The organism is Alkalimarinus alittae (genome assembly GCF_026016465.1).
Taxonomy (GTDB): Bacteria; Pseudomonadota; Gammaproteobacteria; order Pseudomonadales; family Oleiphilaceae; genus Alkalimarinus; species Alkalimarinus alittae.
Window position 1 is genome coordinate 846,997 of sequence record NZ_CP100390.1, and the last position, 22,649, is coordinate 869,645.

At 43.9% G+C, this 22,649-nt stretch carries 19 protein-coding genes; 12 read left to right on the forward strand and 7 right to left on the reverse strand.

From position 1 onward, the window contains the following. The first annotated feature begins 3 nt into the window (after positions 1-3). On the forward strand, positions 4-264 hold the full coding sequence (locus NKI27_RS03725) for a DUF2249 domain-containing protein (RefSeq protein WP_265048354.1): 261 nt from the start codon (positions 4-6) through the stop codon (positions 262-264). 6 nt (positions 265-270) lie between these two features. Continuing rightward, complete coding sequence (locus NKI27_RS03730) at positions 271-1,608, forward strand: hypothetical protein (protein WP_265048355.1); 1,338 nt, start codon at positions 271-273, stop codon at positions 1,606-1,608. On the opposite strand, the gene NKI27_RS03735 is transcribed toward NKI27_RS03730, so the two are convergent. Further along, on the reverse strand, positions 1,595-2,155 hold the full coding sequence (locus NKI27_RS03735; protein WP_265048356.1) for a hypothetical protein: 561 nt from the start codon (positions 2,153-2,155) through the stop codon (positions 1,595-1,597). The two genes, NKI27_RS03730 and NKI27_RS03735, sit on opposite strands and share 14 nt — an antisense overlap. 501 nt (positions 2,156-2,656) lie before the next feature. Between NKI27_RS03735 and aceE the strand changes: the two genes are divergently transcribed. From aceE to NKI27_RS03750, 3 genes are read left to right on the forward strand one after another with little or no spacing between them, the layout of a single operon-like run. After that, on the forward strand, positions 2,657-5,317 hold the full coding sequence (gene aceE, locus NKI27_RS03740) for a pyruvate dehydrogenase (acetyl-transferring), homodimeric type (protein WP_265048357.1): 2,661 nt from the start codon (positions 2,657-2,659) through the stop codon (positions 5,315-5,317). Between the two features lie 31 nt (positions 5,318-5,348). After that, positions 5,349-6,980 (forward strand): dihydrolipoyllysine-residue acetyltransferase, encoded by a 1,632-nt coding sequence (aceF, locus tag NKI27_RS03745; protein WP_265048358.1) that lies wholly within the window; start codon positions 5,349-5,351, stop codon positions 6,978-6,980. A gap of 33 nt (positions 6,981-7,013) precedes the next feature. Next, positions 7,014-7,592 (forward strand): dehydroquinate synthase/iron-containing alcohol dehydrogenase family protein, encoded by a 579-nt coding sequence (locus tag NKI27_RS03750; protein WP_265048359.1) that lies wholly within the window; start codon positions 7,014-7,016, stop codon positions 7,590-7,592. A gap of 18 nt (positions 7,593-7,610) precedes the next feature. On the opposite strand, the gene NKI27_RS03755 is transcribed toward NKI27_RS03750, so the two are convergent. From NKI27_RS03755 to NKI27_RS03765, 3 genes are all read right to left on the reverse strand, one after another. Beyond that, positions 7,611-8,054, reverse strand: coding sequence for an adenylyltransferase/cytidyltransferase family protein (locus tag NKI27_RS03755; RefSeq protein ID WP_265048360.1), 444 nt, complete (start codon positions 8,052-8,054; stop codon positions 7,611-7,613). 62 nt (positions 8,055-8,116) lie between these two features. Beyond that, positions 8,117-8,770: a CDP-alcohol phosphatidyltransferase family protein gene (locus NKI27_RS03760; RefSeq protein ID WP_265048361.1), complete on the reverse strand. Its 654-nt coding sequence runs from the start codon at positions 8,768-8,770 to the stop codon at positions 8,117-8,119. Positions 8,771-9,033: 263 nt separating this feature from the next. Further along, positions 9,034-9,243, reverse strand: a complete 210-nt coding sequence (locus tag NKI27_RS03765; RefSeq protein ID WP_265048362.1) for a cold-shock protein — start codon at positions 9,241-9,243, stop codon at positions 9,034-9,036. A 402-nt stretch (positions 9,244-9,645) separates the two neighbouring features. On the opposite strand from NKI27_RS03765, the gene NKI27_RS03770 reads away from it, so the two are divergent. Further along, positions 9,646-11,085, forward strand: coding sequence for a WS/DGAT/MGAT family O-acyltransferase (locus NKI27_RS03770; RefSeq protein ID WP_265048363.1), 1,440 nt, complete (start codon positions 9,646-9,648; stop codon positions 11,083-11,085). Positions 11,086-11,235: 150 nt separating this feature from the next. Here NKI27_RS03770 and NKI27_RS03775 read toward each other — a convergent pair whose 3' ends face one another. Continuing rightward, positions 11,236-12,288: a hypothetical protein gene (locus NKI27_RS03775; RefSeq protein ID WP_265048364.1), complete on the reverse strand. Its 1,053-nt coding sequence runs from the start codon at positions 12,286-12,288 to the stop codon at positions 11,236-11,238. A 152-nt stretch (positions 12,289-12,440) separates the two neighbouring features. Further along, the gene (locus NKI27_RS03780; protein WP_265048365.1) at positions 12,441-13,211 is read right to left on the reverse strand and encodes an SGNH/GDSL hydrolase family protein; all 771 of its coding nucleotides are present in this window, start codon (positions 13,209-13,211) and stop codon (positions 12,441-12,443) included. A gap of 240 nt (positions 13,212-13,451) precedes the next feature. On the opposite strand from NKI27_RS03780, the gene NKI27_RS03785 reads away from it, so the two are divergent. The 3 genes from NKI27_RS03785 (at position 13,452) to NKI27_RS03795 (ending at position 18,184) form a co-directional block, all read left to right on the forward strand. Further along, on the forward strand, positions 13,452-13,907 hold the full coding sequence (locus tag NKI27_RS03785; RefSeq protein WP_265048366.1) for a hypothetical protein: 456 nt from the start codon (positions 13,452-13,454) through the stop codon (positions 13,905-13,907). A gap of 21 nt (positions 13,908-13,928) precedes the next feature. Continuing rightward, complete coding sequence (locus NKI27_RS03790) at positions 13,929-15,353, forward strand: exonuclease domain-containing protein (protein ID WP_265048367.1); 1,425 nt, start codon at positions 13,929-13,931, stop codon at positions 15,351-15,353. Positions 15,354-15,550: 197 nt separating this feature from the next. Then, positions 15,551-18,184 carry an EAL domain-containing protein gene (locus NKI27_RS03795; protein ID WP_265048368.1) on the forward strand — a complete coding sequence of 878 codons (2,634 nt, stop codon included), beginning with the start codon at positions 15,551-15,553 and terminating at the stop codon, positions 18,182-18,184. Positions 18,185-18,202: 18 nt separating this feature from the next. Here the strand turns inward: NKI27_RS03795 and NKI27_RS03800 are convergent, their stop codons facing one another. Further along, a complete protein-coding gene (locus tag NKI27_RS03800; RefSeq protein WP_265048369.1) occupies positions 18,203-18,691 on the reverse strand; it encodes a hypothetical protein in 489 nt (162 codons plus the stop codon). A 219-nt stretch (positions 18,692-18,910) separates the two neighbouring features. Here NKI27_RS03800 and NKI27_RS03805 point away from each other — a divergent pair, with 219 nt between their 5' ends. Genes NKI27_RS03805 through NKI27_RS03815 form a run of 3 tightly spaced genes read left to right on the forward strand, consistent with a single transcriptional unit; the run spans position 18,911 to position 22,638 of the window. Then, on the forward strand, positions 18,911-19,375 hold the full coding sequence (locus tag NKI27_RS03805; protein ID WP_265049469.1) for a (2Fe-2S)-binding protein: 465 nt from the start codon (positions 18,911-18,913) through the stop codon (positions 19,373-19,375). Positions 19,376-19,389: 14 nt separating this feature from the next. Beyond that, positions 19,390-21,615 (forward strand): xanthine dehydrogenase family protein molybdopterin-binding subunit, encoded by a 2,226-nt coding sequence (locus NKI27_RS03810; protein ID WP_265048370.1) that lies wholly within the window; start codon positions 19,390-19,392, stop codon positions 21,613-21,615. 30 nt (positions 21,616-21,645) lie between these two features. Then, entirely contained in the window at positions 21,646-22,638 is a 993-nt protein-coding gene (locus NKI27_RS03815) for an XdhC family protein (RefSeq protein WP_265048371.1), read from the forward strand. Positions 22,639-22,649: the final 11 nt, after the last annotated feature.

Sequence of the window (22,649 nt, forward strand, 5' to 3'; positions counted from 1 at the left end):
AGTGTGATTCATTTAGATGTAAGCGATCTTGAGCCGCCAGAGCCTTATAGTCTTGCTGTAGATATTTTAATGGCTTTGCCAAGTGACGCGATTTTCAAAATGACTCACCGGCAAGAGCCTTTTCCTCTGTATCAGACAGCAGCTGAAATGGGCTTTGACCATTATACGACTTACCCTGCTGAAAATGTCGTGAAAATTCAGTTTTGGCACAAAGATAACATAGAAGCGGCAGCGCGTTTTTTGACTGACTCAACGCCGGATTAACGCCAGATGAAAGCAGACGCAACATTAAACTTTGATTTTGTTCCTTACTGGACAATCCCTTATCGATTTTTTTTAACCGCCCCTTTGTTTGCCGTGCTTGCAGGTATTGTTCTAAGTTTGTTAGGCATTCAACTACTTTTAAGTGAAGATATCGCATTATGGCAGAGCCGATGGATTAAAGATGTCATATTCACACTCCACCTGATAACGATCGGGACTATTACGATGGTGATGGTCGGCGCGTTATTTCAAATTACGTCGGTTGTCGGGGGGCGTCTTTTGCCTGGTGGGCGGCTTGTAGCTGCAGTCGTTTATGGTTGTCTGGCATCGGGTGGCGGGTTATTTTTTATCGCAATGCTGAACGGTGTGGCTGAGTGGTATGCTGCAGCAGCTTGCTTGCTTGTGTTAGGGTTGTTAGTGCTAGTTGTCTGTGGATTAATCGCAATAGCGCGTGCACAACGATACTCCCCAACATTAATGTCTATGAGGTTGTCACTTTTATCTTTATTGATAATGATTAGCGTAGGTGCTGCGCTGCTGTTGATGCACGGTTATCCTGAGTCAGTAGGGTTTGACCGTCGCTGGACTGATTTTCATTTGCTCTGGGCACTGGCGGGTTGGATTGGGCTTTTAATTATGGGCGTAAGTTTCCAAGTTATCCCTATGTTTCATGTGACGCCTTCATTTAATGTGACGTTTCAGCGCTGGATGCCAGTGGTTACGTTCTTAAGCCTAATAACTGCCAGTGTTGTCGAGTTCTTTTACTCGGGCGCATGGGGTACTTCAATTATAATGGGTGTTTTATTAGGGTGTTTTGGTATTTATGCTGCCTATGTTTGGGTGCTGTTGAGCAAGCGAAAACGGAAAATCGAGGATATAACGGTTCTCTTCTGGAAGACCGCAGCCATATCGTTAGCTGTGTTTAGTATCCTGCACTTTGTTTTTAAATTTGATGTGTGGGGAAAGGGTGATCAAACATGGCTATTGAGCGGTGTACTGTTGGTCTTCGGTGTGATTGTTTCTGTGATTGTTGGTATGTTGCAGAAAATAATTCCATTTTTATCTTATCTGCATATGCAGCGGTTTTGCGCGGGAGATTTTGAAGCGATTAAATCGTTACCGCATATGAGGGCTATTTTAAAGATTAAACACTCTCGATACTTTTATCGACTCCACCTTAGCAGCTTGGCACTATTGTTATTGATGATTGTAATACCAGAGATTACACTGCTTGCAGGGTTGTCAGTTTCTATTGAGTTCTCACTGTTATTTTTTATGACCGCAAGAGTTGCGGTCATGGTTTGGAAGGCGGAGCGTAACTGTTTACCGGCTAGCGCTGCATGATAGAAACCGCACCGTTAATTTGAATTCCACCAAATGTGTAATCCCCGCGTGCAGCTGCCCCTGTTGAATGTCTAGCCTGTTCTATTTGTACCCGCTGAACCTGAACATTCTGGTTGATGGTGAGAGTGTTATCTTTATATGACGAGTTATTTAGGTTGGCTTTTTCATCATAGAAAAGTGTCGTGTTACCGAGTGCTCCATTACTGCGCTCACTAACCTTGTATGTCGACACGCTATCTTGTGGGTTGATGTTAGAAGGTGTTAAAGATGCGTTAGCACGGGGCTCTAATGACGAGTCAGTTTCGATGTAACTGGCAGCAGATGATGCCTGTTTGTTTCTTGCCTCAAGTTGACGTTCGCTAACTGACGTTCCTGCTGCGTTGCCTGAAGCCGTTGCTCCCATAATATTAAGCACGTCACCACTTACTGCTAACACGTTACCCATATCTGACTCGGACATCGGCTCAACGCTATAGACGGCATTAGTTTGCAGTACACCTAGTAAAGTTGCACAGAACATTATTGTGTTGGTTTTTAGTTTACTCATACTGCTCACGCGTTTTTATCCTACTGACTAGGCGAATGACCATGTAAAAAGGCCAAGCCTATAATAAGCGTAGGAAATGTGTTAGTTGAGAGGCTATATTATCAGTTTGTAGGTATGTACAAAATGAGCATTTTTGTTAAATGTGAACAAATGTGCACTTTTAGGTGTGGTAATTGATAAATAACAAACTTCACACCGCTTTTCTATTTCGTTAAGCAAAATATTGGAATCGACCTACACTATATAAATAGTGAAAATTTAATATAAATAACTAAAGCTTATGAGCGATTGGTTTTCAGTTGCTAAAGATTAAAGCGTGATAGTAGGCGGATAACACTTCTATTGGTTGTGAAGGCTATGCACGAATGTGGGCCGGATTTTAAGTCGTTTCGACTACTCATCAAATTTAAGCGTGTCAGGCGTGTTAATGGGTATTTGTGTGGAACAAATACAGGCTCGGCACTTACGTATTTACGTTATGAGATCCAGTAGGAGTAACTGATGCACGAGGATTTAGATCCGATTGAAACCCGAGAATGGTTGGAATCACTAGAGTCGGTGATTGATAACGAGGGGGTTGATCGAGCCCAGTACTTATTAACTCGACTAGCAGAAAGAGCAACAAGAGACGGCACTCAATTACCTTATTCAATATATACGCCTTTTCGGAACACTATTCCTGCTCACAAAGAAGCGCGAATGCCTGGCGATCTGTTTATGGAGCGACGAATTCGCTCATTGATTCGCTGGAACGCATTGGCCATGGTACTGAGAGCAAATCAACGCCCAGGAGATTTAGGCGGACATATTTCTACCTTTTCATCGATTGCCACTATGTATGATGTTGGCTTTAATTATTTCTTTCATGCCGGTGATGAGAAACGTGACTCTGATTTAATTTATATACAGGGCCACTCATCACCCGGTATTTACGCTCGGTCTTTTTTAGAGGGGCGAATTTCAACTGAGCAGATGGACAATTATCGAAACGAAGTCGATGGTAATGGTCTGTCTTCCTATCCACACCCTTGGTTAATGCCTGAATACTGGCAGTTCCCGACGGTGTCTATGGGGCTTGGTCCGCTGCAGGCTATTTATCAAGCACATACGATGAAATACATGCATAATCGCGAGTTAGTGGATAACTCAGAGCGTAAAGTATGGTGCTTTATCGGGGATGGAGAGACGGACGAGCCGGAATCACTGGGCGCAATATCACTGGCGGGTAGAGAAAACCTCGACAATCTTATTTTTGTGGTTAACTGTAATTTGCAACGCTTAGATGGCCCGGTACGCGGGAACGGTAAAATCATACAAGAACTCGAAGGCAACTTCCGAGGTGCGGGTTGGAACGTCATTAAAGTGGTTTGGGGGCGACATTGGGATGCGTTATTTGATAATGATACTGATGGCGCGATGCAAAAAGCCATGGATGAATGTGTTGATGGTGATTTGCAGAACTTTAGAGGTCATGGTGCCGCTTATACCCGCAAACACTTTTTTGGGCGATCCCCTGAGCTAGCTAAATTAGCAGAGGGTTTAACTGATGAAGATATTAATCAGTTAAATAGAGGCGGGCATGATCCTTATAAGGTCTATGCGGCCTATCAAGAAGCCGTTAATACAAAAGGTCAGCCTACTGTCATCCTGACGCATACCATAAAAGGGTACGGCTTTGGTAAAGCAGGAGAAGCTCAGAACTCGACGCACTCGCTTAAAAAGCTAGATTTGGATACGTTGAAGTCTTTCCGAGATCGTTTTGGCATTCCGTTGAGCGATGAAGAGCTAAAAGACACGCCTTATTATCGCCCTGCCGCCGACAGCCCCGAAATGCTCTATATGCGAAAGCAGCGTGAGAAATTAGGGGGCTTTTATCCAAAAAGGCGAAAAGACAGTCGGCCATTGACGATTCCAGGTTTAGATGTGTTTGCTGCCCAGTTAAAAGGCTCTAATGGCCGAGAAATTTCTACCACTATGGCATTTGTAAGGATGCTATCAACCCTGACAAAAGATAAACGCATTGGTAAACGTATTGTCCCTATTGTGCCAGATGAAGCGCGAACATTTGGAATGGAGGGTATGTTCCGGCAATTAGGTATTTACACGTCAGAAGGGCAAAAGTATGTGCCCCATGATAGTGATCAGATGATGTTTTACCGCGAAGCGTCTGACGGTCAAATATTGGAAGAAGGGATTAACGAAGCGGGTTCAATGGCAGCATGGATGGCGTGCGCAACGGCTTATAGTACAAGCGATTATCCGCTTATTCCATTCTATACATTCTACTCTATGTTTGGTTTTCAGCGGGTAGGGGATCTTTGTTGGGCTGCAGGAGATATGCGTGCCAGAGGGTTCTTGATGGGGGGGACTGCAGGACGCACGACACTTAATGGTGAGGGCTTGCAACACCAAGATGGCCATAGTCATATTTTGGCGGGTACGGTGCCAAACTGTGTCGCTTATGACCCTGCTTATGCACATGAGTTAGCCGTGATTATTCAGGATGGAATGAGGCGGATGTATGTTGAAAATGAGTGTGTTTATTACTACATCACCATCATGAATGAGAACTATGTACAGCCGGAGATGCTAGAAGGAACAGAGCAAGGCATTATTAAAGGCATGTATTTGCTTGAAGAAATTAAAGCTAAAGGAAAAGGCAAAAAACCACATGTTCAGTTGCTAGGCAGTGGGGCTATTTTAAATGAAGTACGAGCAGGCGCTCAATTATTGGCAGAAGACTTTGGTGTGTCATCTGATGTTTGGAGTGTCACGAGCTTTAATGAGCTTGCAAGAGATGGCGAGCATGTGCGCCGGTGGAATATGCTGCACCCAGAAGAGAAAGATAAAGAGAGTTACGTAGCAGCGTGCCTTAAAGATAGAAAAGGACCAGTGATTGCTTCTAGCGACTATATCAAGCTATATGGAGAACAAATTAGGGCAATGGTGCCGACTGATTATACGGTATTGGGTACCGATGGGTTTGGCCGAAGCGATACGCGAGAAAAGCTACGTCACTTTTTTGAAGTTGACCGGTACTTCGTGGTTGTAGCAGCACTAGAATCACTCTCGAAGCGTGGTGAGATTGATCAAAAGCATGTACTCGAAGCGATTAGGAAATACAACATTGATCGAAACTTACCTAACCCGGCCACCCGCTAATGAGTACTGACCCTATATTGAGGAGCTTGAGATGAGTACGAGTGATATCAAAGTTCCCGACATTGGTGGTAGTACCGATGTCGAGGTAATTGAGTTATGTGTTGCCGCTGGTGACACGATTGCAGTTGATGATGTTTTAGTGGTACTTGAATCAGATAAGGCGACTATGGAAATTCCTGCATCAGCAGCGGGCGATGTGCTAGAGATGAAGCTAGCCGTGGGCGATAAAGTCTCTGAAGGTGATGTTATTGTGTTGATAGAGCCTGCAGATGCCATAAGTGAGCAGGAGTCCGTCTCCGCTGCTGCTAAAGCAGAGAATGAAGAGGACGCTATTGAGCAAGCGCCTGTCAAAGCAGAACGTGAACCTGAAGCGGTATCAGGCTCAGACATAAAAACTGTCTCAGTGCCAGATACCGGAAGCTCAGATAAAGTGACCGTGATTGAGGTGACAATAAAGGTAGGAGATGCGGTTGAAGAAGACGAAACGCTGATTGTAGTGGAGTCTGATAAGGCGACGATGGAGATACCGTCACCTCATAGCGGGACGGTTGAAAAACTCTTAGTGAAAGAAGGTGATACTGTAGGCACCGATGATCCCATTGTTGAACTAATGGTCAAGGGTAAGAGAGGAGCGCCAACTAAAGAAAAAACAGTTGATTCTGAACCTGCACCTAAAGCGGAAACTATTGCTCAAAAAGGAGCGCCAACCGTTGCTCACTCTACTGCAGAAGCCTCCGTTACAACGCATGGCATTGACCAAAAAGTGCATGCAGGGCCCGCTGTTCGTAAGCTCGCACGAGAGTTTGGTGTAGATTTGGTTCATGTCGTGGGGAGTGGCCCAAAGAACCGAATTCTAAAAGAAGATGTTCAGGCATTTGTTAAGGCTGGCTTAAAGCAGGGCTCCGTTTCTGCAGGCGCTGTTGGGCAAGGCATACCTTCTATCACGCTGCCTGATTTTAGCCAGTTTGGAGTAGTAGAGCACACGCCATTAAGTCGTATTCATAAGCTAACCGCTGAAAATATGCATAAAAGTTGGCTGAATGTACCGCATGTTACTCAGTTTGATGAAGCTGACATTACCGATATGGAAGCCTTTAGGAAGTCGCAAAAGGCAGTAGCAGAAGCCAAAGGTACTAAGTTAACGCCTTTGCCTTTTATATTGAAAGCCTGCGCCTATGCAATGAACCGTTATCCTCAGTTTAATGTCTCTATTGATATGGACTCTCATGAGTTGATTCAAAAACGTTACATCAACATTGGTGTAGCCGTTGATACACCGGCAGGTTTAGTGGTGCCTGTCATTAGAGATGTTGATAAAAAAAGTTTATGGCAGTTAGCCGAAGAGTGCATTGATTTAGCGGGAAAAGCCAAAGATAAGAAACTTAAACCGGCCGAAATGCAGGGAGGTTGTTTTACGATATCGAGTTTAGGGAGTGTTGGCGGTACGGCATTTACCCCGATCGTCAATACGCCAGAAGTGGCTATTCTTGGTTTATCAAAAGCATCTATTAAGCCTGTTTGGGATGGGAGCGAATTTTTGCCTCGGTTAATGCTCCCGCTGTCTTTATCTTATGATCACCGAGCCGTTAATGGTGCCGATGCTGCAAGGTTCACTGCGTTACTGGGAGTGTTGCTAGGCGACTTGAGGCAGCTTTTGCTGTAATTAATGGTATATCTATAGCAATAATAAAAAGGAGTGGATGCATTAACCCACGCGATAGAGGCTTATATATCGATCAATGCATCCCAAGAAACCGATGCCTATGCGTTGGCGGCTACTCGCTTGATCATGCAAAATCTGCCTAAAGTTATGGTAGATGGCGCTGACCTTGTGGCAAGACAAAGCATGGCTCAAGCCTCTGATTATGCAGGTTTGGCCATCACCAAAGCTAGTTTGGGGTATGTGCATGCTATATCGCATAATTTGGGTGGATATTACGGCACACTACATGGGATAGGGAATGCTATTGTGCTGCCTTACGTGCTGGAATATTCTAAAGGGGCTGCTACGCTTCGATTGACTGAACTCGCAGAGGTGAGCGGGTTAAAACTTGCGAATGAGTCAGATGAAGCGTTAGCTGAGGCGTTTATATATCGAATTAAATCAATGCTGGGATCGTTTGATATTCCGTCGCAATTAGATGCGCGTAGAGTTGAGGATATCCCTTCAATCGCAAAGAGAGCCCTCAAAGAAGCGCATTACAATTACCCCGTGCCGAGGTATTTGGATCATAAAGGTTGTGAGGCATTATTAACGCAAATGTTAGCTAACTAAGCGCTAAACCCAAAAATGCTAAGCAATAGCCTGTTCCATAAGCCTAGCTCTATTAGGTTGGGCAAGGACATTCTGCTTAATTCGAGTAGAGGATGTCCGTGGGTTATAAAGCACTTGAATAACCTGTTTTCCTTCAGCTTTTAAATAAGCCTCTACTGCGAGGTTGTGAGGCTTGCGTCCCCAGTCCTCGCCGACGACGAAAATATCGACATTCAATTCTTTGCAAGCAGAAACATATTCAAGCGCGTGGTAGGGGCGCACGATATTGACACAACTTAACGCTTGAAGCATTTCTGTTCTTTGATCAAGAGGAATGACTGGAACGTTAGGCTTGTAAGAGTTTACTACTTCATCAGATGCAACACCCACAGCAACAACGCCACCGAGTGTACTGCAGTACTCTAATAAAGCCAGGTGGCCTACATGTAGTAAATCAAACGTACCTACCGTATATACAATCATTTCGTTATTAGTTCCTGAATTAAAGTGATGTTGTTATCGATTCATGCCTATTTTGTGACAGACTAAAAAAGATTCCAGCCATAAAAGGCTGAGAGCCCAAGTGTATAAATAGAAAGGATATAAACGTTGATGGGGTTGCCTGAAAGCTTGGGTGTTTTGATCTGAGAGACATTTAAGATGGCAAGTGTTATAGCGCTAATATAAAGAATAACAGAGAAAACAGTGTGACTAAAAAGACCTTCAAATAAGAAAATAAAGACCAAAATAAGACTGTTGTTATCTAGCGCTAGCCCAGTGTATTTTGTGCCGCCAGAAAGTCCGTATGTGCTGAAATAACTTAACCGTATCGCACTAGCGGCTAATACTATAAATGCGCCGATTATAAATAGAGGGTCGAATTTCCCATAGCTTAAAAGAAGTATGGCGGGTGTAACGCCATAGCTTACAATGTCAATTAACACGTCGAGCTGCCCGCCAAAGGCGCTGTCTGTACCTGTTCGTCCTTCCATTCTGCGTGCCACAAGGCCGTCTGCCCAGTCAAATGCAACAGCCCAAATCATGCCAATCATGGCGGCGTGAAAGTGACCTACGATACTGAAATAAATGGCTAATGTGGTACAGGCTAGACCTGCCAGTGAGCACAGGTTTGGAAGGTCTTTTACATAAGAAATAATAGTCGGCTGAACGTCTAGAGGTTCTGCGTTGTGTATCGTCATGGCGATCCTATGGTGCGTGAAAGATCCTGTGGTGTGAAATCAGTGTCGAAATGGTGGTGATGCGAGAATGTTGTAGGGACTAAACGTCCAGAGGGGATAGAGGAAACCGAGCGGTCCGCATAGGCAGTGCGGAGCACTACTGAGCGTTGTTATTATTTTTTGAGGTAATATTTGAAGCGTTAACTGTTGGTGTTAATGCTATGTAATGAGCAATAAAAAAGGGTGAGCCTGTAGGTTCACCCTTTTAAGATGCTATCTAAAAATTAGATAGCAACAATGTTTTCAGCCTGAGGGCCTTTTTGACCGTCAGTGACTGTGAACTCAACTTGCTGGCCTTCTGCAAGTGTTTTGAATCCTGAGCTAGCAATAGCGCTAAAGTGAGCAAATACATCTGGACCAGACTCTTGCTCGATAAAACCAAAACCTTTAGATTCGTTGAACCACTTAACGGTTCCTTTAGTTGTATTAGACATAATAATATCCTGAAATTTATATAGAGTAGCGCCTTTAAAAGGCTTGAATTGCATAAAAATGTAGGCTTGAACTTAAAAACTGCAGGACGAGGAATTACGAATAAAACAGCGAAATGTAGGATGTAAATAACAGACTTCTTTTCTAGCTGGTGATTAGGCTACAGTGATTGTTGTTGGCTGTCTATCTTTATTTAACTTATATCCTTCTTACAGTAAACTTGTTAGCCATGGAGTATCGCTATAATTTACTGAAATCATACGTGTCATTTGTCAAATGCTTTTCATGGAAAAATGCAGTACTGCATCAACGTTGCGAAGCGTTCGTAATGGTATGATTGACATAATTAAGACTAATTTTAAAATAAAAATACATGTCAAAATGTATCTATTTAGGGGATAGAAATGGGAAGGATTAATATTCTTGATGCGTCATGGTTGGCAGTGGAGTCTGAAGAAACGTCCATGCACGTAGGGAACTTACAAATACTTTCTTTACCCCCAAATGCCTCCAAAACGTATTTAAGAGATGAAATACAGCGGTTAAAAACAGCGTTTGATGTTGTTAAACCTTGGAATCAAAAACTCGCTTACCCGAGTTTTCTGGGTAAACTGTTGGCACCTACTTGGGTCGAGGATAAAGATATCGATCTTGATTACCATGTGCGCCACTCGGCACTGCCAAAACCGGGAGGAGAGCGAGAGCTAGGTATTCTGGTTTCTCGATTACATTCGAACCATGTTGATTTTAAGCGACCACTCTGGGAGTTTCATATCATTGAAGGGCTTGAAAACAACCGGTATGCGATTTACACAAAGATGCACCACTCCCTGATTGATGGGATTAGCGGGGTGAGGCTTTTACAGCGAATTTTATCGACAGACCCTAATGAAAGAGAGATGTTAGCGCCTTGGTCTGTTGGCCCAAAAAAGAAGCCAAAAGGTGTTGCGACAGGTCATACCCCGACCATACAAGATGTGTTTTATCATGCGATTGATGCGATAAAGGAACAAGCAAATAATACCCCTCAGCTGGTTTCAGCGCTTTCGCGTTTAGTGCTGTCGGGAATTAAAGGGCGTGATGAACTTGCGGCTCCCTTTGTGGGCCCTCAGTCTGTACTAAATATGCGAGTAAAAGCACAAAGACGAATCGCGACACAGCAATATTCGTTAGATAGGCTAAAAAAGTTGGCTAAAGACGCCGATGCGTCATTAAACGATATAGTGCTATACCTTAGTGGAAGTGCGTTAAGACGCTTTTTGTTGGAGCGAGACTGTCTGCCACAGCAAGCGTTGACGGCGGGTATTCCTGTCAATATAAGACCTGCTGACGATGATGGTACGGGTACAGCTATCAGCTTTATGATCTCGAGTTTGGCTACAAATGTAGCGGATCCGATAAAGCGATTGGAAACAATTAAAGAGTCGACCCATATCGCTAAGGAGCACTTGCAAAGCCTCCCAAGAAACACCTTAAACCAATACACCATGTTGATGATGTCGCCTTATATTCTTCAATTGCTGACGGGGTTAGGGGGGCGGATGAGACCCGCGTTTAACGTCACCATTTCGAATGTTCCTGGGCCCAAAGAAACGCTGTATTATAACGGCGCTAAACTAGAAGCCATGTATCCGATTTCACTGATAGCGCATGGCGGTGCTTTGAATATAACTTGTTTGAGTTACGGTGAGTCTTTGAACTTCGGTTATACCGGCTGTCGCGATACATTGCCGAGTATGCAGAATTTGGCTGTTTATTCGGGTGAAGCTCTAGAAGAATTGGATGCGTTAATATCTAAAAAAGCAAAAACCGGAAAGGCAAAAACTAGAAAGGCTAAGAAATAAAGCCAATACGAGGGCTTTTAGCGTGCGGGGATCGTTCCCGCACACGTAACTTGATCGTTTACGGTGCAGGCCCTCAGTTCATGTATACTATTCAAAACTAGGAGGGTATCTTCTTACAGCTAGTTGCCGTTGTGCAAAGCATTCTATTGGTTAATTGCGCCCATATATTCTAGGTCTCGCATAACGATAGAAACCCGATACCTCTTCTTTTTCTATTGTGTAGGCTTCTTTTTTGAAGTGAGTCTCTCTTAAGTTAGCAAGTGCAGAATCTAGCGCCTTGCCTTCAAATTGGTCAACTAATGCTTGTCGCTCTGCCATATATAGCAGGCCTTTTTCCCAGCGCTGGTTACGGTATTCATCTTTCTTTTGCGCTTGCGCTATTTGTTCTTCACTATAACCGAGTTTTTGCCGGACCCTGTTAATTTCGTCTTGTCGTTCTTGCGGTGAAAGGCTTTCAAGTGTTTGCTGTACAGAGTCAAAACCAAAAAACACCTTTGCTATTAAGTTAGGCGCTATCACCATGCTCTGTGCAGTATCACCATAGGTGTCTGATAATGTAGTGGTAAGTTGGTATAACTTTTCGTCAGTGCTTAAATCATTGGCGAGACCTAGGCGGTGAATCTCTTGCTGAACTTTACGTTGTTTTTGAACTAGAAGTTCGCGCTCTTCTGCCCAAATAACATCAGCCGCATCACCAAAAATATCTCTCCGTTTTTTCCAGAGCTGACCATCACGTTCAAGTGGCGGCATATCATTTAGTTGTCTGTAATTCTCGGCTAACCATTGAGTGTATTGGCTCATTAATTCAATGATGTTAATAATGGATTGGGCTTGATCGGGAAAGGCTAAATGAATTATCTCATTGAAACGAATGTGGCCGTCTTCGGGGTGTTTGTTTATAACATAATCACGGACTTTAAATAGGTTAGCCTGAACCGCGAGGTGGTCTATCTTGTCGCCATATTTAGCGATCAGTTCTTTTGCTAGTTTAGCGTTAAATGTGTCGGTGGTTGATGAATTTTCAGCATTAGCCTCAATCGTATCGACTAGCTTAGCTGACAGTGTTTCGGCTGATTCAGTCTGCGGGCCAGAGGGTAAACGAATACTTTCACTCGGTGCTTTGTTGCTGTTTAAATACCAAGGAGCAAAGCCTATTAGAAAGATAACGGTTATAGCAATGGTCAGGGTGGGTCGTTTAATCATGGTATGTCTAATCTGTACTCGTAATGGGGTAATCCAAAACCTGCCCGATTATCGGGCAGGGTGGGCATCTTAACTATTATTTTTATGAGTGGATATTAGTGTGCTCGTTGATTTGAGTCAGCCTGTTCAATTTGATTTATATGACGACTTTACTACAACAAAGGCTGCAGAACGGGCCATATCAAATTAGCAAGCTTTTGTGAGCCGCTGCTCGTTGGGTGAATACCATCGATCAATATATCACTGTCGCGAATAGCTGCGCGAGGGTCTACAAATGTGCAGTTGGCTGTTGAGTTACTGCAAGCTTGAGAGAGTCTCATGTCACCATAATCGACTGCTTCTTCTAAACTATCTAAACGGAGTGCTGCATTTTTAGTGTAGTAGTATCCCAAATAAACGATATTCTCGACGCCATCATCACTCATCGCGTTAAGTAGATTAACGCCTTCGACATAGAGATCATCAATAAAGTTCTTACAAGTAGAGCTTAGACGGCCCCACTGCCACCAGTCCGTTTTACAGTTGTGTGGGTCAAAGAAAATAGCGGGTATTAGAATATCATTACCGCCACCATCCATAACGATGGTGTTGATATTGCTGTTATCGCTTCTTGCTTCAAGGTATTGCTGGTCAATTGCCGTTGCAATAGAGCCGCCTGTTAGCTCGGCGCCAGATAATGTGTATCGTCGAAAGGTCTCGCCTGCGTTTGCTTCAAGGTAGTCTTGCAGATCGCCAGATAGCGCGAAGATTGAATCGCCTAAAAAGACGACTTGGTCGTTGTCTGCATCCGCTACTCGGTCGTTACTAAGAAGGCTTCCTGCTCCACCACAAGCGGTTAAGCTGGCAGCGATAAGTAACGTAGAAGCAATTTTGGCGGGGGTTTTGATGGTATTAGTTGTCATGCGATTTATTATTTTTTTCACTTATAATTCCTCTTTTTGTTTTTATAGTTAGATGCAGTACAACAGTACCAAAGATGTCGCACGAATAGTGCTACCTTAGTCACATAATTTTGTATTATTTTTGATCTAAAAATAGTTGGCTGTCAGCTTATACGTTAGTTGCAGTTTTAGCAGGCGTTGTTGATAGATAAAATAAGTTGAACGTAATATCCTATAGGCATGAGCTATTAAAAATTTCTAATCATAAATAAGGGTTATTCTATGAAAATAGTAAATATTGGGTTCGTGTTGTTGGCGACTATGTTTTTTTCAAGCAGTGTTTTTTCTGGCTCGACCTCTGAAGCCTCAGCAGGGAAAAAAGGCCAACAACTTGATAGTCGCATAGAGCAGTTTGTACAAAAGACTTGTGGTGATGATGTTGCCTGTGCAGAAAAGAAACGAGCGGAATATATTGATCGAATGGCAAAGTATAAGCAGCATGTTCAAGATGCCTGCGGTGATGATAAAGCCTGCAGACAAGAGATGAAGGCTAAATACATGCAGCGTAGGGCCAAGCGAGAAGAGCGTATTGCTGAACACTGCGGTGATGATGAAGCATGTCGGGATCAACTGCGTGAAAAATACAGCCTAAAAATGAAAGAAGCGCGTGAAAAATGTGGTGACAAAAAAGCCTGCTGGAAAAAATTCTACGAAGATAATAAGCCTAAAAGCAATTAATGCTTGAGGCCACGGTAACTGATGAGTGATGTATTAAATCAAGCGTTTGTTTTTATCGACCTTGAAACCACAGGGGGGCGACCTCCTGGGGACAGAATTACAGAAATAGGCCTTAAAAAGGTGGTTAATGGGCAGGTGGTTGATGAGTGGCAGACGCTTGTTAATCCCGAAGTAACCATCCCTCCGTTTATCGAAAACTATACTGGAATTACTAATGAGATGGTGCAAGATGCGCCGTTGTTTTCCGCTGTTGCTGATACCCTTAAAAGAAAGCTTGAGGGCGCTGTTTTTGTGGCTCACAATGCTCGATTTGATTACAGCTTTATAAAGAGCGAGTTTCGTAGAGTTAACGAGCCTTTTTCTGCCAAAGTACTTTGTACAGTTAAGCTGTCTCGGCAGCTTTACCCGCAGTATATTAAGCACGGTATGGATGCGCTGATCGCTAGACATGATCTGCCTGCGGCACCCAGACATCGTGCCATGGGCGATGTCGATTCGATGCTAGCGTTTTACGTTCATGCCTTATCTGAGTGCGGAAACGACGCCGTCGAAAGCGCCATAAGCAAAATACTTAAGCGCCCGAGCCTACCTTCAAACCTTCCTGCTGACGTGTTGGATGAACTACCTCAAACATTCGGTGTTTACCGGTTTTATGGTGAGAATGATGTGCTGCTCTATGTGGGGAAGGCAAACAATATATATCAGCGGGTAATGGCGCATTTCTCGTCTGATCATAGCACCGCTAAAGGTGTTGTAATGACACAAAGTATAAGACGAATTGAGTGGACTGAAACGGCAGGCGAGCTCGGCGCGCTGTTGCTAGAACTCGAACAAATAAAGGGGTTAAAGCCGATATATAATAAGCGCTCTAGGGCAGTTGATAGCTTTTACACCTATACGTTGATACCTAATAAACAAGGCTACTTATCACTTAAGCTTGTGCAAGACGTCGATATCACTCGGTTAGATAGCGCTTTTGGACTTTTTAAATCCAAGAAAATTGCTGAAAAGGCACTTCAAGGTATTAACGCGGCCAACGAGCTCTGTGCAACGTTGTTGGGGGTGGACATAGGGCTAGGCCCTTGTTTTCAGTATAAGCTGGGGCACTGTAAAGGCGCTTGTCTTGGTGAGGAAGATGTTGCTCGGTATAACCTAAGAATGAAGATTGCATTCCATTCGCTGCAACTCAAAAGATGGCCCTACAACGGGGCTGTTGCCATTAAAGAGCACGTATCATTTATCGATAAAACACACATTCATATTATATATGGTTGGATTCATCTCGGAACCGTTGAGAGCGAAGAGGCGTTGGAAGATTTTGATGTGGGGCAATATGTACAAGCATGTTTAGACGGCGAGTCCTCATTTGATCCAGACAACTATAGAGTGATCAGTAACTACTTAACGGCACCTAAAAACCGTTTGAATGTTATAATGCTTGATTAATACCTAGGGTATTTTATTGAATTAATTTATGACCTTACTGGGATTTGTGACTATACGGATACTTGACGTAACAATAATAAATGGTAATCCAACGAGCAACCCGTTTTAATGAATAAATGGTATGGTTTTTGTTCTCTCATAAACTCTTTAGACTGAGTATCACTGACGTGAGTCAATTAGAAAAAAAGTGTAGGCGCGTGGTAGCGTTTATTCGTTTTAAAATGCTTGCGATAGTGTTGTTATTTTTCAGTGTGTTTGTCTCACATGCTTATGCTGAAAATTCGACTGAGCATAAAAAGGTATTAAGCTTTGATCAAGCCATGCTTGAGCAAGCCTTAGGGCCTTACATTGAATATATTGAAGACCCTCAAGGTGAGTTGACGATAGCTGATATTTTACAACAAACACCTCAAACTTGGTCTGAAAATAAACAAGGTACGCCCAATTTTGGCTACTCAAGCAGTACCTACTGGTTTCGTATTTCACTTCATAATATCTCCCAAAATGAAACACTATCGCGTTTTTTAGTGGTTGATTACCCTCTGCTTGACCGCCTAGAGTATTTTCGAGTTAAAAATGGGCAAGTGATTGATCAATATCTAACAGGCGATAAACTCCCTTTTAACCAACGCCTGATTGAACATCGTAGTTTTATTTTTCCTTTAAACTTTAGTGCGAATGAACAATCTGATATTTATTTTCGTGTGAATAGCGGTGGAGCGGTGCAGGTGCCGCTCACCATCTGGGAACCTCAGCATTACTTTATTAATGACCAAACAGAACTTGTTCGTAAAAGTGTTTTTTATGGCGTGCTATCTGTCATGGTGTTATTTAACTTATTTATATTCTTTTCGCTCAGAGAGGCGCCGTATTTTTATTACGTCATGTTTGTGTTTTCTTTTTTGGTAACGCAGGTGGCAATGCACGGGGTTACGTATCAATACCTTTGGCCCTCTTACCCCGTGGTGCAAGAAATGGCCATACTGTTGGCCGTTCCAGGTTGTGTGCTATTTACATCTTTATTTAGCCGTAGCTTTTTATCGTTGGCTAAATATGCACCACGATTTGATTTATTCTTTAAAATCACCGCCTTTCTAGGTTTGTTAAATATCCTGTCTGCATTTTTCCTTCCATACCGGTTGCTGACAACCACTGCGGTGTTTTTGGTTGCATTGGTCTGCATCGCCTGTATTTTTGTGGGCCCTTATCTGTGGTTTAAAGGCCACAAAATCGCGCGGTTCTTTACCATCGCTTGGATGTGTATGGTCGTAACGACCACGCTATTGGCGCTGAACAAATTTGGCATTATTCCCTATAACTACCTGACGGAGAATGGCTTGTTGCTGGGCTCTTCACTAGAGGCTGTATTGCTATCTTTTGCGCTTGCCGATCGCTTAAATCGAGAGCGTGAAGAACGCTGGGACGCTCAGCGACAAATGCTTGCTGAGATTCGTCAGCGGCATGATATTGAAGAGAGTATTCTCTATGACGCCACCCATAACCAGTTAACCGGTTTGCCCAACAGGGTATTCATAGAAAATCGGTTTAGTGAATTAATGGCAGGTGAGGGGTTTGAGCAAGAAGGTCTTGCGCTTATTTTAGTGCATTTTGATCGATTTCATGAGGTCAACAAAACACTCGGCCACTTGAGAGCAGACCAATTATTAAAGTCCGTTTGTTTAAAAATAAGCGCTAGAGCTCAGGAATTAACTGGAATAGTAGACGTTGAAAATAATGGACAGCAGAGCTTAGGTGTGGCCTTTATTGAAGGTGTTTCTATCGCCGTGCTGATCGATAAACAGAAAAATAAAGATATTACGGATACGGCTGAAGCATTATTAGACGTGCTGTCTACACCTATCGAATATGAAGGCATGGCGATTGATGTGGGCGCCTCTATCGGCATTTCGCATTACCCTCAGCATGGCGCAGATGTTGATGCATTGCTCAGTCATAGTATGATCGCGGTAGATGTTGGGGTTCATCGTGGTGAGCGTGTTACTGAATACTCTGATGATATTAACCCTTATAACTCACGTCGCTTGACGTTAATGGGGGATCTTCAAAACGCGGTAAATAATGACCTACTGGAATTGTATTTTCAGCCCCAAGTCAATTGTAAACAAAACAAAGTGGCTGGCTTTGAGGCGTTATTGCGTTGGAATCATCCGTTGTATGGTTTTATTCCGCCTGATGAGTTTATTCCTATTGCGGAAAAAACGGGTACGATTAATGTCGTAACTGAGTGGGTGCTAGATAAGGCGTTATCAAGCATTGCGGCATTAAATAACTCGCACCATCAAATGACTGTCTCGGTTAACATATCGGCCGTGAACTTAAAGCAAAAACAGTTTTTATTATTAGTACAAACCTTACTGAACAAATATCAGGTTTCACCTCAGTTATTAATATTAGAGATAACCGAGACTGCAATGATGGAAGACCCTGAAAATGCCTTATTGGTATTAACGGCGCTTAATCAGATTGGTGTTAAATTATCGATTGACGATTTTGGCACTGGTCACTCGTCGTTATCTTACATTAAGCAGCTGCCTGTGCATGAGATCAAAATTGACCGCTCTTTTGTGATGGAGATGGATAGTGATAAAGATGACGCTATCATTGTTAAAACAACGGTTAATATGTGCCATGACTTAGGTTATGAAGTCGTAGCAGAAGGGGTTGAAACATTAACCAGCCTCGATACATTGAAAGCGATGGGCTGTGATTATTTGCAGGGGTATTACCTCGCGCGACCACTGCCAATGAGTGAACTTTTAGTCTGGTTGCACAAACAACATCCTGAAGGATATAGGTTGGTTAGTGGCTGATCTAACGCCGACCTTTGTTCATTTATTAATGGTCACATCCATACTTATATCAATATTGACCCCATTCACCTGAACATCAAATGCCTCGGGCGCAACAGAAACACCAACACTGATCGGAAACCCAAGCACAGGCAGTAGACCAGACATCGTAACGCTAGATGAAATTAGCGTAGAGAGTGTTAGCAGCGACCTTTCTAGCTGCTCTGCTAATTGTGCGTTATCTGCAATCGTTGGGTGATTCAGTTCACTAAAATATAGTCCTCGTTCTGCCAAAACTTTGCTTGATAAATACAAGCTTTCTACCTTTTTACTTTCAATATATCTACTGTCCCGTTCTATAACAGATTGAGAAAAAGGCGTACTGCCAAAGCTGCTTGATATTAGCCCATTTTGAGCGGTAGATTGGGCGAGCTCGCTGTCTGAAAGCAATGTTAAGTCGGCTAAACTATTTGCTGATAGCAGTGTCGTGAGCATCAGGGGTAAGGCTATAAACTCTTTTATTAACATAACAATCTCGCAATTAGGTGTATGATGGTTAGAGTTCAGGTACTGTTTAGAATTCCAGAATACTTGGCGTTTAAAAAATCCCGGTGATGCAAAAAAATGCTAAATGGTTGGCATGAATTATCACTTGTTATGGCTTGTGTATGTGGCGAATGGTCATTTATGATTGTCAGTTCGGGATGACAGTAAATAAAAACAACAATATAAATAGATAAGAGGCGAATAATGAAGATTGCGATCAACGGCAAAGAGCAGGTGATTGATTTTGAACCGGATACGCCTCTTTTATGGGTCATAAGAGATGAGCTAAAGCTTAAAGGTACTAAGTTTGGCTGCGGCAAAGGCTTATGTGGTGCCTGTACCGTACACTTAAATGGAAACCCTATTCGCGCGTGTATTACCCCTGTTAGTGCTGTTGAAAATCAAAATATAACCACAATAGAGGGGATTGGTTCTGAAGAAACCCCTCATCCATTACAAGCCAGCTGGGTTGAGTTTAATGTGCCTCAGTGTGGTTACTGCCAATCGGGTCAACTGATGTCAGCTAGCGCGCTGCTAGCGAATAATGCGAGCCCAACCGATGCAGATATCGATGCAGCTATGTCCGGAAACGCTTGTCGCTGTGGCACTTACCCAAGAATAAAAGCGGCGATACATCATGCTGCTGATAATCTTAAAAATAGCTAACCGGGGGGCATATTATGAGTAATCAAACCAACAACGTTAATATCTCTCGTCGTCAGTTTTTAAAAGCCTCCGTTACGGCGACTGGTGGCTTATCACTCAGTGCTTTTTTGCCTGGTTGTGCCGCGGTTAGTAATAAAGGACTATCTGATGACAATAGCTGGGTAGCGAATGCATGGCTTGAGATTACACCTGACTCCAAGCTTATATTTACCCTTGATCGAGTCGAGATGGGGCAGGGCACAACGACTGGGCTAACCACACTGTTAGCTGAAGAATTAGATATAGAGCCTGACACCATTACCGTTATATATGCGTCTGTCGCTAATGAATACCGAAACCCTGAATACGGTTTGCAGATGACAGGCGGTAGTAACAGCTTATCCACTAGCTGGGGGCAAATTAGAGAGGCCGGCGCTACTGCTAGAGAGATGCTAGTGGCTGCCGCAGCCGAAGTGTATGGCGTATCTGTTGAGGCGTGCCAGGCCCATGATGGTTATGTCACATTGCTGGGTACTAACAAGCGATTAAGTTATGGTGAGTTAGCCGCGTTGGCGGCATCACAATCCATACCTTCAAACCCACGTTTAAAGCCCGCATCTGACTTCCGTTTTATTGGTAAACAGAATAAACGCCTAGACATTGCAGGCAAAGTTAATGGGACTACGGCCTATGGCATAGACACTGAAGTTGAGGGAATGGCCTATGCGGTTATTAGCCGGTGCCCTGTCGTCGGTGGCAAGGTAAAACAGTTTGATGCAACAAAGGCGCTAGAATCCAAGGGTGTCATTTCAGTTTTTGAAGTCTATAACGGCGTCGCGGTTGTAGCTGAACAATACTGGCAAGCCCGTAAAGCTCAAAGCAAGCTTGATATTGAATGGGATGAAGGTTCGCTCGCTAAACTGTCGTCGGATGATATGTTTCAGACGTTTAAGCAAAGGGCATTAGACGATGAAGGGAAGTGCGTTCGCGATGAAGGTGACTTTGGTGATGCGGTAGAAAGCGCCTCTCGTGTTTTTGAAGCAGAATATCAAACGCCTTTGTTAGCTCATGCGACGTTAGAACCGATGAACTGTGTGGTTGAGGTTACTGACAATCGTGCAACCGTTTGGGCTCCGACCCAAGCACCTGATCTTGCGCGAATTGCTGTTGCACGAGTGACAGAACTTTCTCCGTCTGATGTCGATGTGAATGTTACCGCTATTGGGGGTGGTTTTGGTCGTCGATTGACGCAAGATTTCATTGAAGAAGCGGCTGCTGTTGCGGTGCAAGCTAAGCGACCTATAAAGCTTATGTGGTCACGAGAAGAAGATACACAGCATGATTGGTATCGCCCAGCCACCTATCACAAACTAAAAGCAACATTTGACGGAGCTGGCGCAGTAACGGGGTGGGATCATCAAATAGTGGCCCCTAAGCTACTGGACTGGTATATCCGAGATGCAGCGCCTGCACAGTACCCTTGGGCACCTAAGTTTATGTATGGCATGCTCGGGTCGATCGGGTTAGCCATGCAGGGTATAGCAGTACCGAATGATACAACCGCTATTGAAGGGGCCATTGATGTGCCTTACGAAATAGCTAACCTGCAAGTGCGTCATACTCATGCCGATATTGGCGTACCTGTGTCGTTCTGGCGCTCTGTAGGGCATTCTCAAAACGCATTTTATGTTGAAAGCTTTATTGATGAACTGGCTCATGAAACAGCCACTGACCCATTCTTGTTCAGACAATCTTTGCTAAAAAACCAACCGCGCCAACGACAGGTGCTTGAGTTGGCTGCCAAGCAATCAGGCTGGGGTAAACCACTCCCTAAAGGGCGCTTTAGAGGGATTTCGGTCCACAAAAGCTTCAAGAGTTATGCCGCTCAAGTGGTGGAGCTTTCGGTTGAACATGGACGCATCAATATACACCGTGTCGTTTGTGCGATTGATTGCGGCATTGTGGTTAACCCCGATATAGTAAAAGCCCAAATGGAAGGCGGGATTATTTTTGCATTGACTGCAGCGCTGTATGGTGAAATAACGTTGAAAGATGGTCGTGTAGAGCAGTCTAACTTCGATGACTATCAGTTGCTGAGGATGAATGAAACACCTGATATTGACGTGCACATTGTTGATAGCAATGAAAGCCCAACCGGTGTTGGTGAGCCAGGTGTGCCGCCATTAGCCCCTGCAGTTGCTAATGCTGTTTTTGCTGCAACAGGTCAGCGGTTGCGGTCATTACCGTTGCGTTTGGCCTAGTGTTTAATGTTGAGCCTGGATTAGTGCTTTATGTCGTTTAGTGCCCACAGTACCGAGCATCGAGTCATTGAATCGTTATATCAATGGCTCAGTGCCGGTCAGTCTGCATGGCTATGCACGATTGTAAGCACTTGGGGCTCGTCGCCAAGGCCAGCGGGTTCGGTGTTGGCCTTTCACCCAGAGCATGGCATTGTGGGGTCGTTATCGGGTGGTTGCATAGAAGAAGCGCTAATACGTAAACTTTCAGTGGCCTCTGAAGACACTGATATCAACCCTACGCCTTACCTTTATGAGTATGCGATTTCTGAAGAAGATCAAGCGCGTTATTCGCTACCTTGTGGTGGTCAAATAACACTGTTAGTTGAGCGCTTAGTCGCAACACCTGACACCCTTCAACATGTTAAGATTATTCTTGATACACTTAATAATCGACAGCGAATCCGTCGAGTCGTGCCATTAACGAATGCCCCCGTTCGCTTATCAACTGAGGTGAGCGATGTGGCAGGTCAAACGGTTACTGTTTCACCTAACTCAGTCAGCGTGCTGTTCGGGCCTGTGTTTAAAATGCTGCTATTGGGTGCTGGGGAAGTCTCCCACTATGTAGCTCAAATGGCTAATTCTGTTGGCTTTGCCGTCACACTCTGCGACCCACGAGAATCGTTTTTGCAAGGGTGGCAGCAAGAAGGGGTCGAGGTCATTCAATGCTTACCCGATGACTTAGTAAGGGCTCGTTTTCATGATCCATATTGTGCCATTTTAGCGTTGGCTCACGACCCCAGAGTAGATGATATGGCGTTGATGGAGGCACTCAAAACAGAGGCGTTTTATATCGGCGCGATGGGGTCTTTAAAAACTACCGAAGCGCGCTGTAAACGTTTGGTTCAATTAGATTGTACTCCAGCTGAAATTAGTCAATTACATGCGCCTATTGGGCTCGATATTGGTAGTAAAAAACCGGCAGAAATTGCTATCTCAATTATGGCCGAAGTCGTCTCTGAGCGGCATAGGTTTTTGACTGGTTAGCCCCTTGTTGA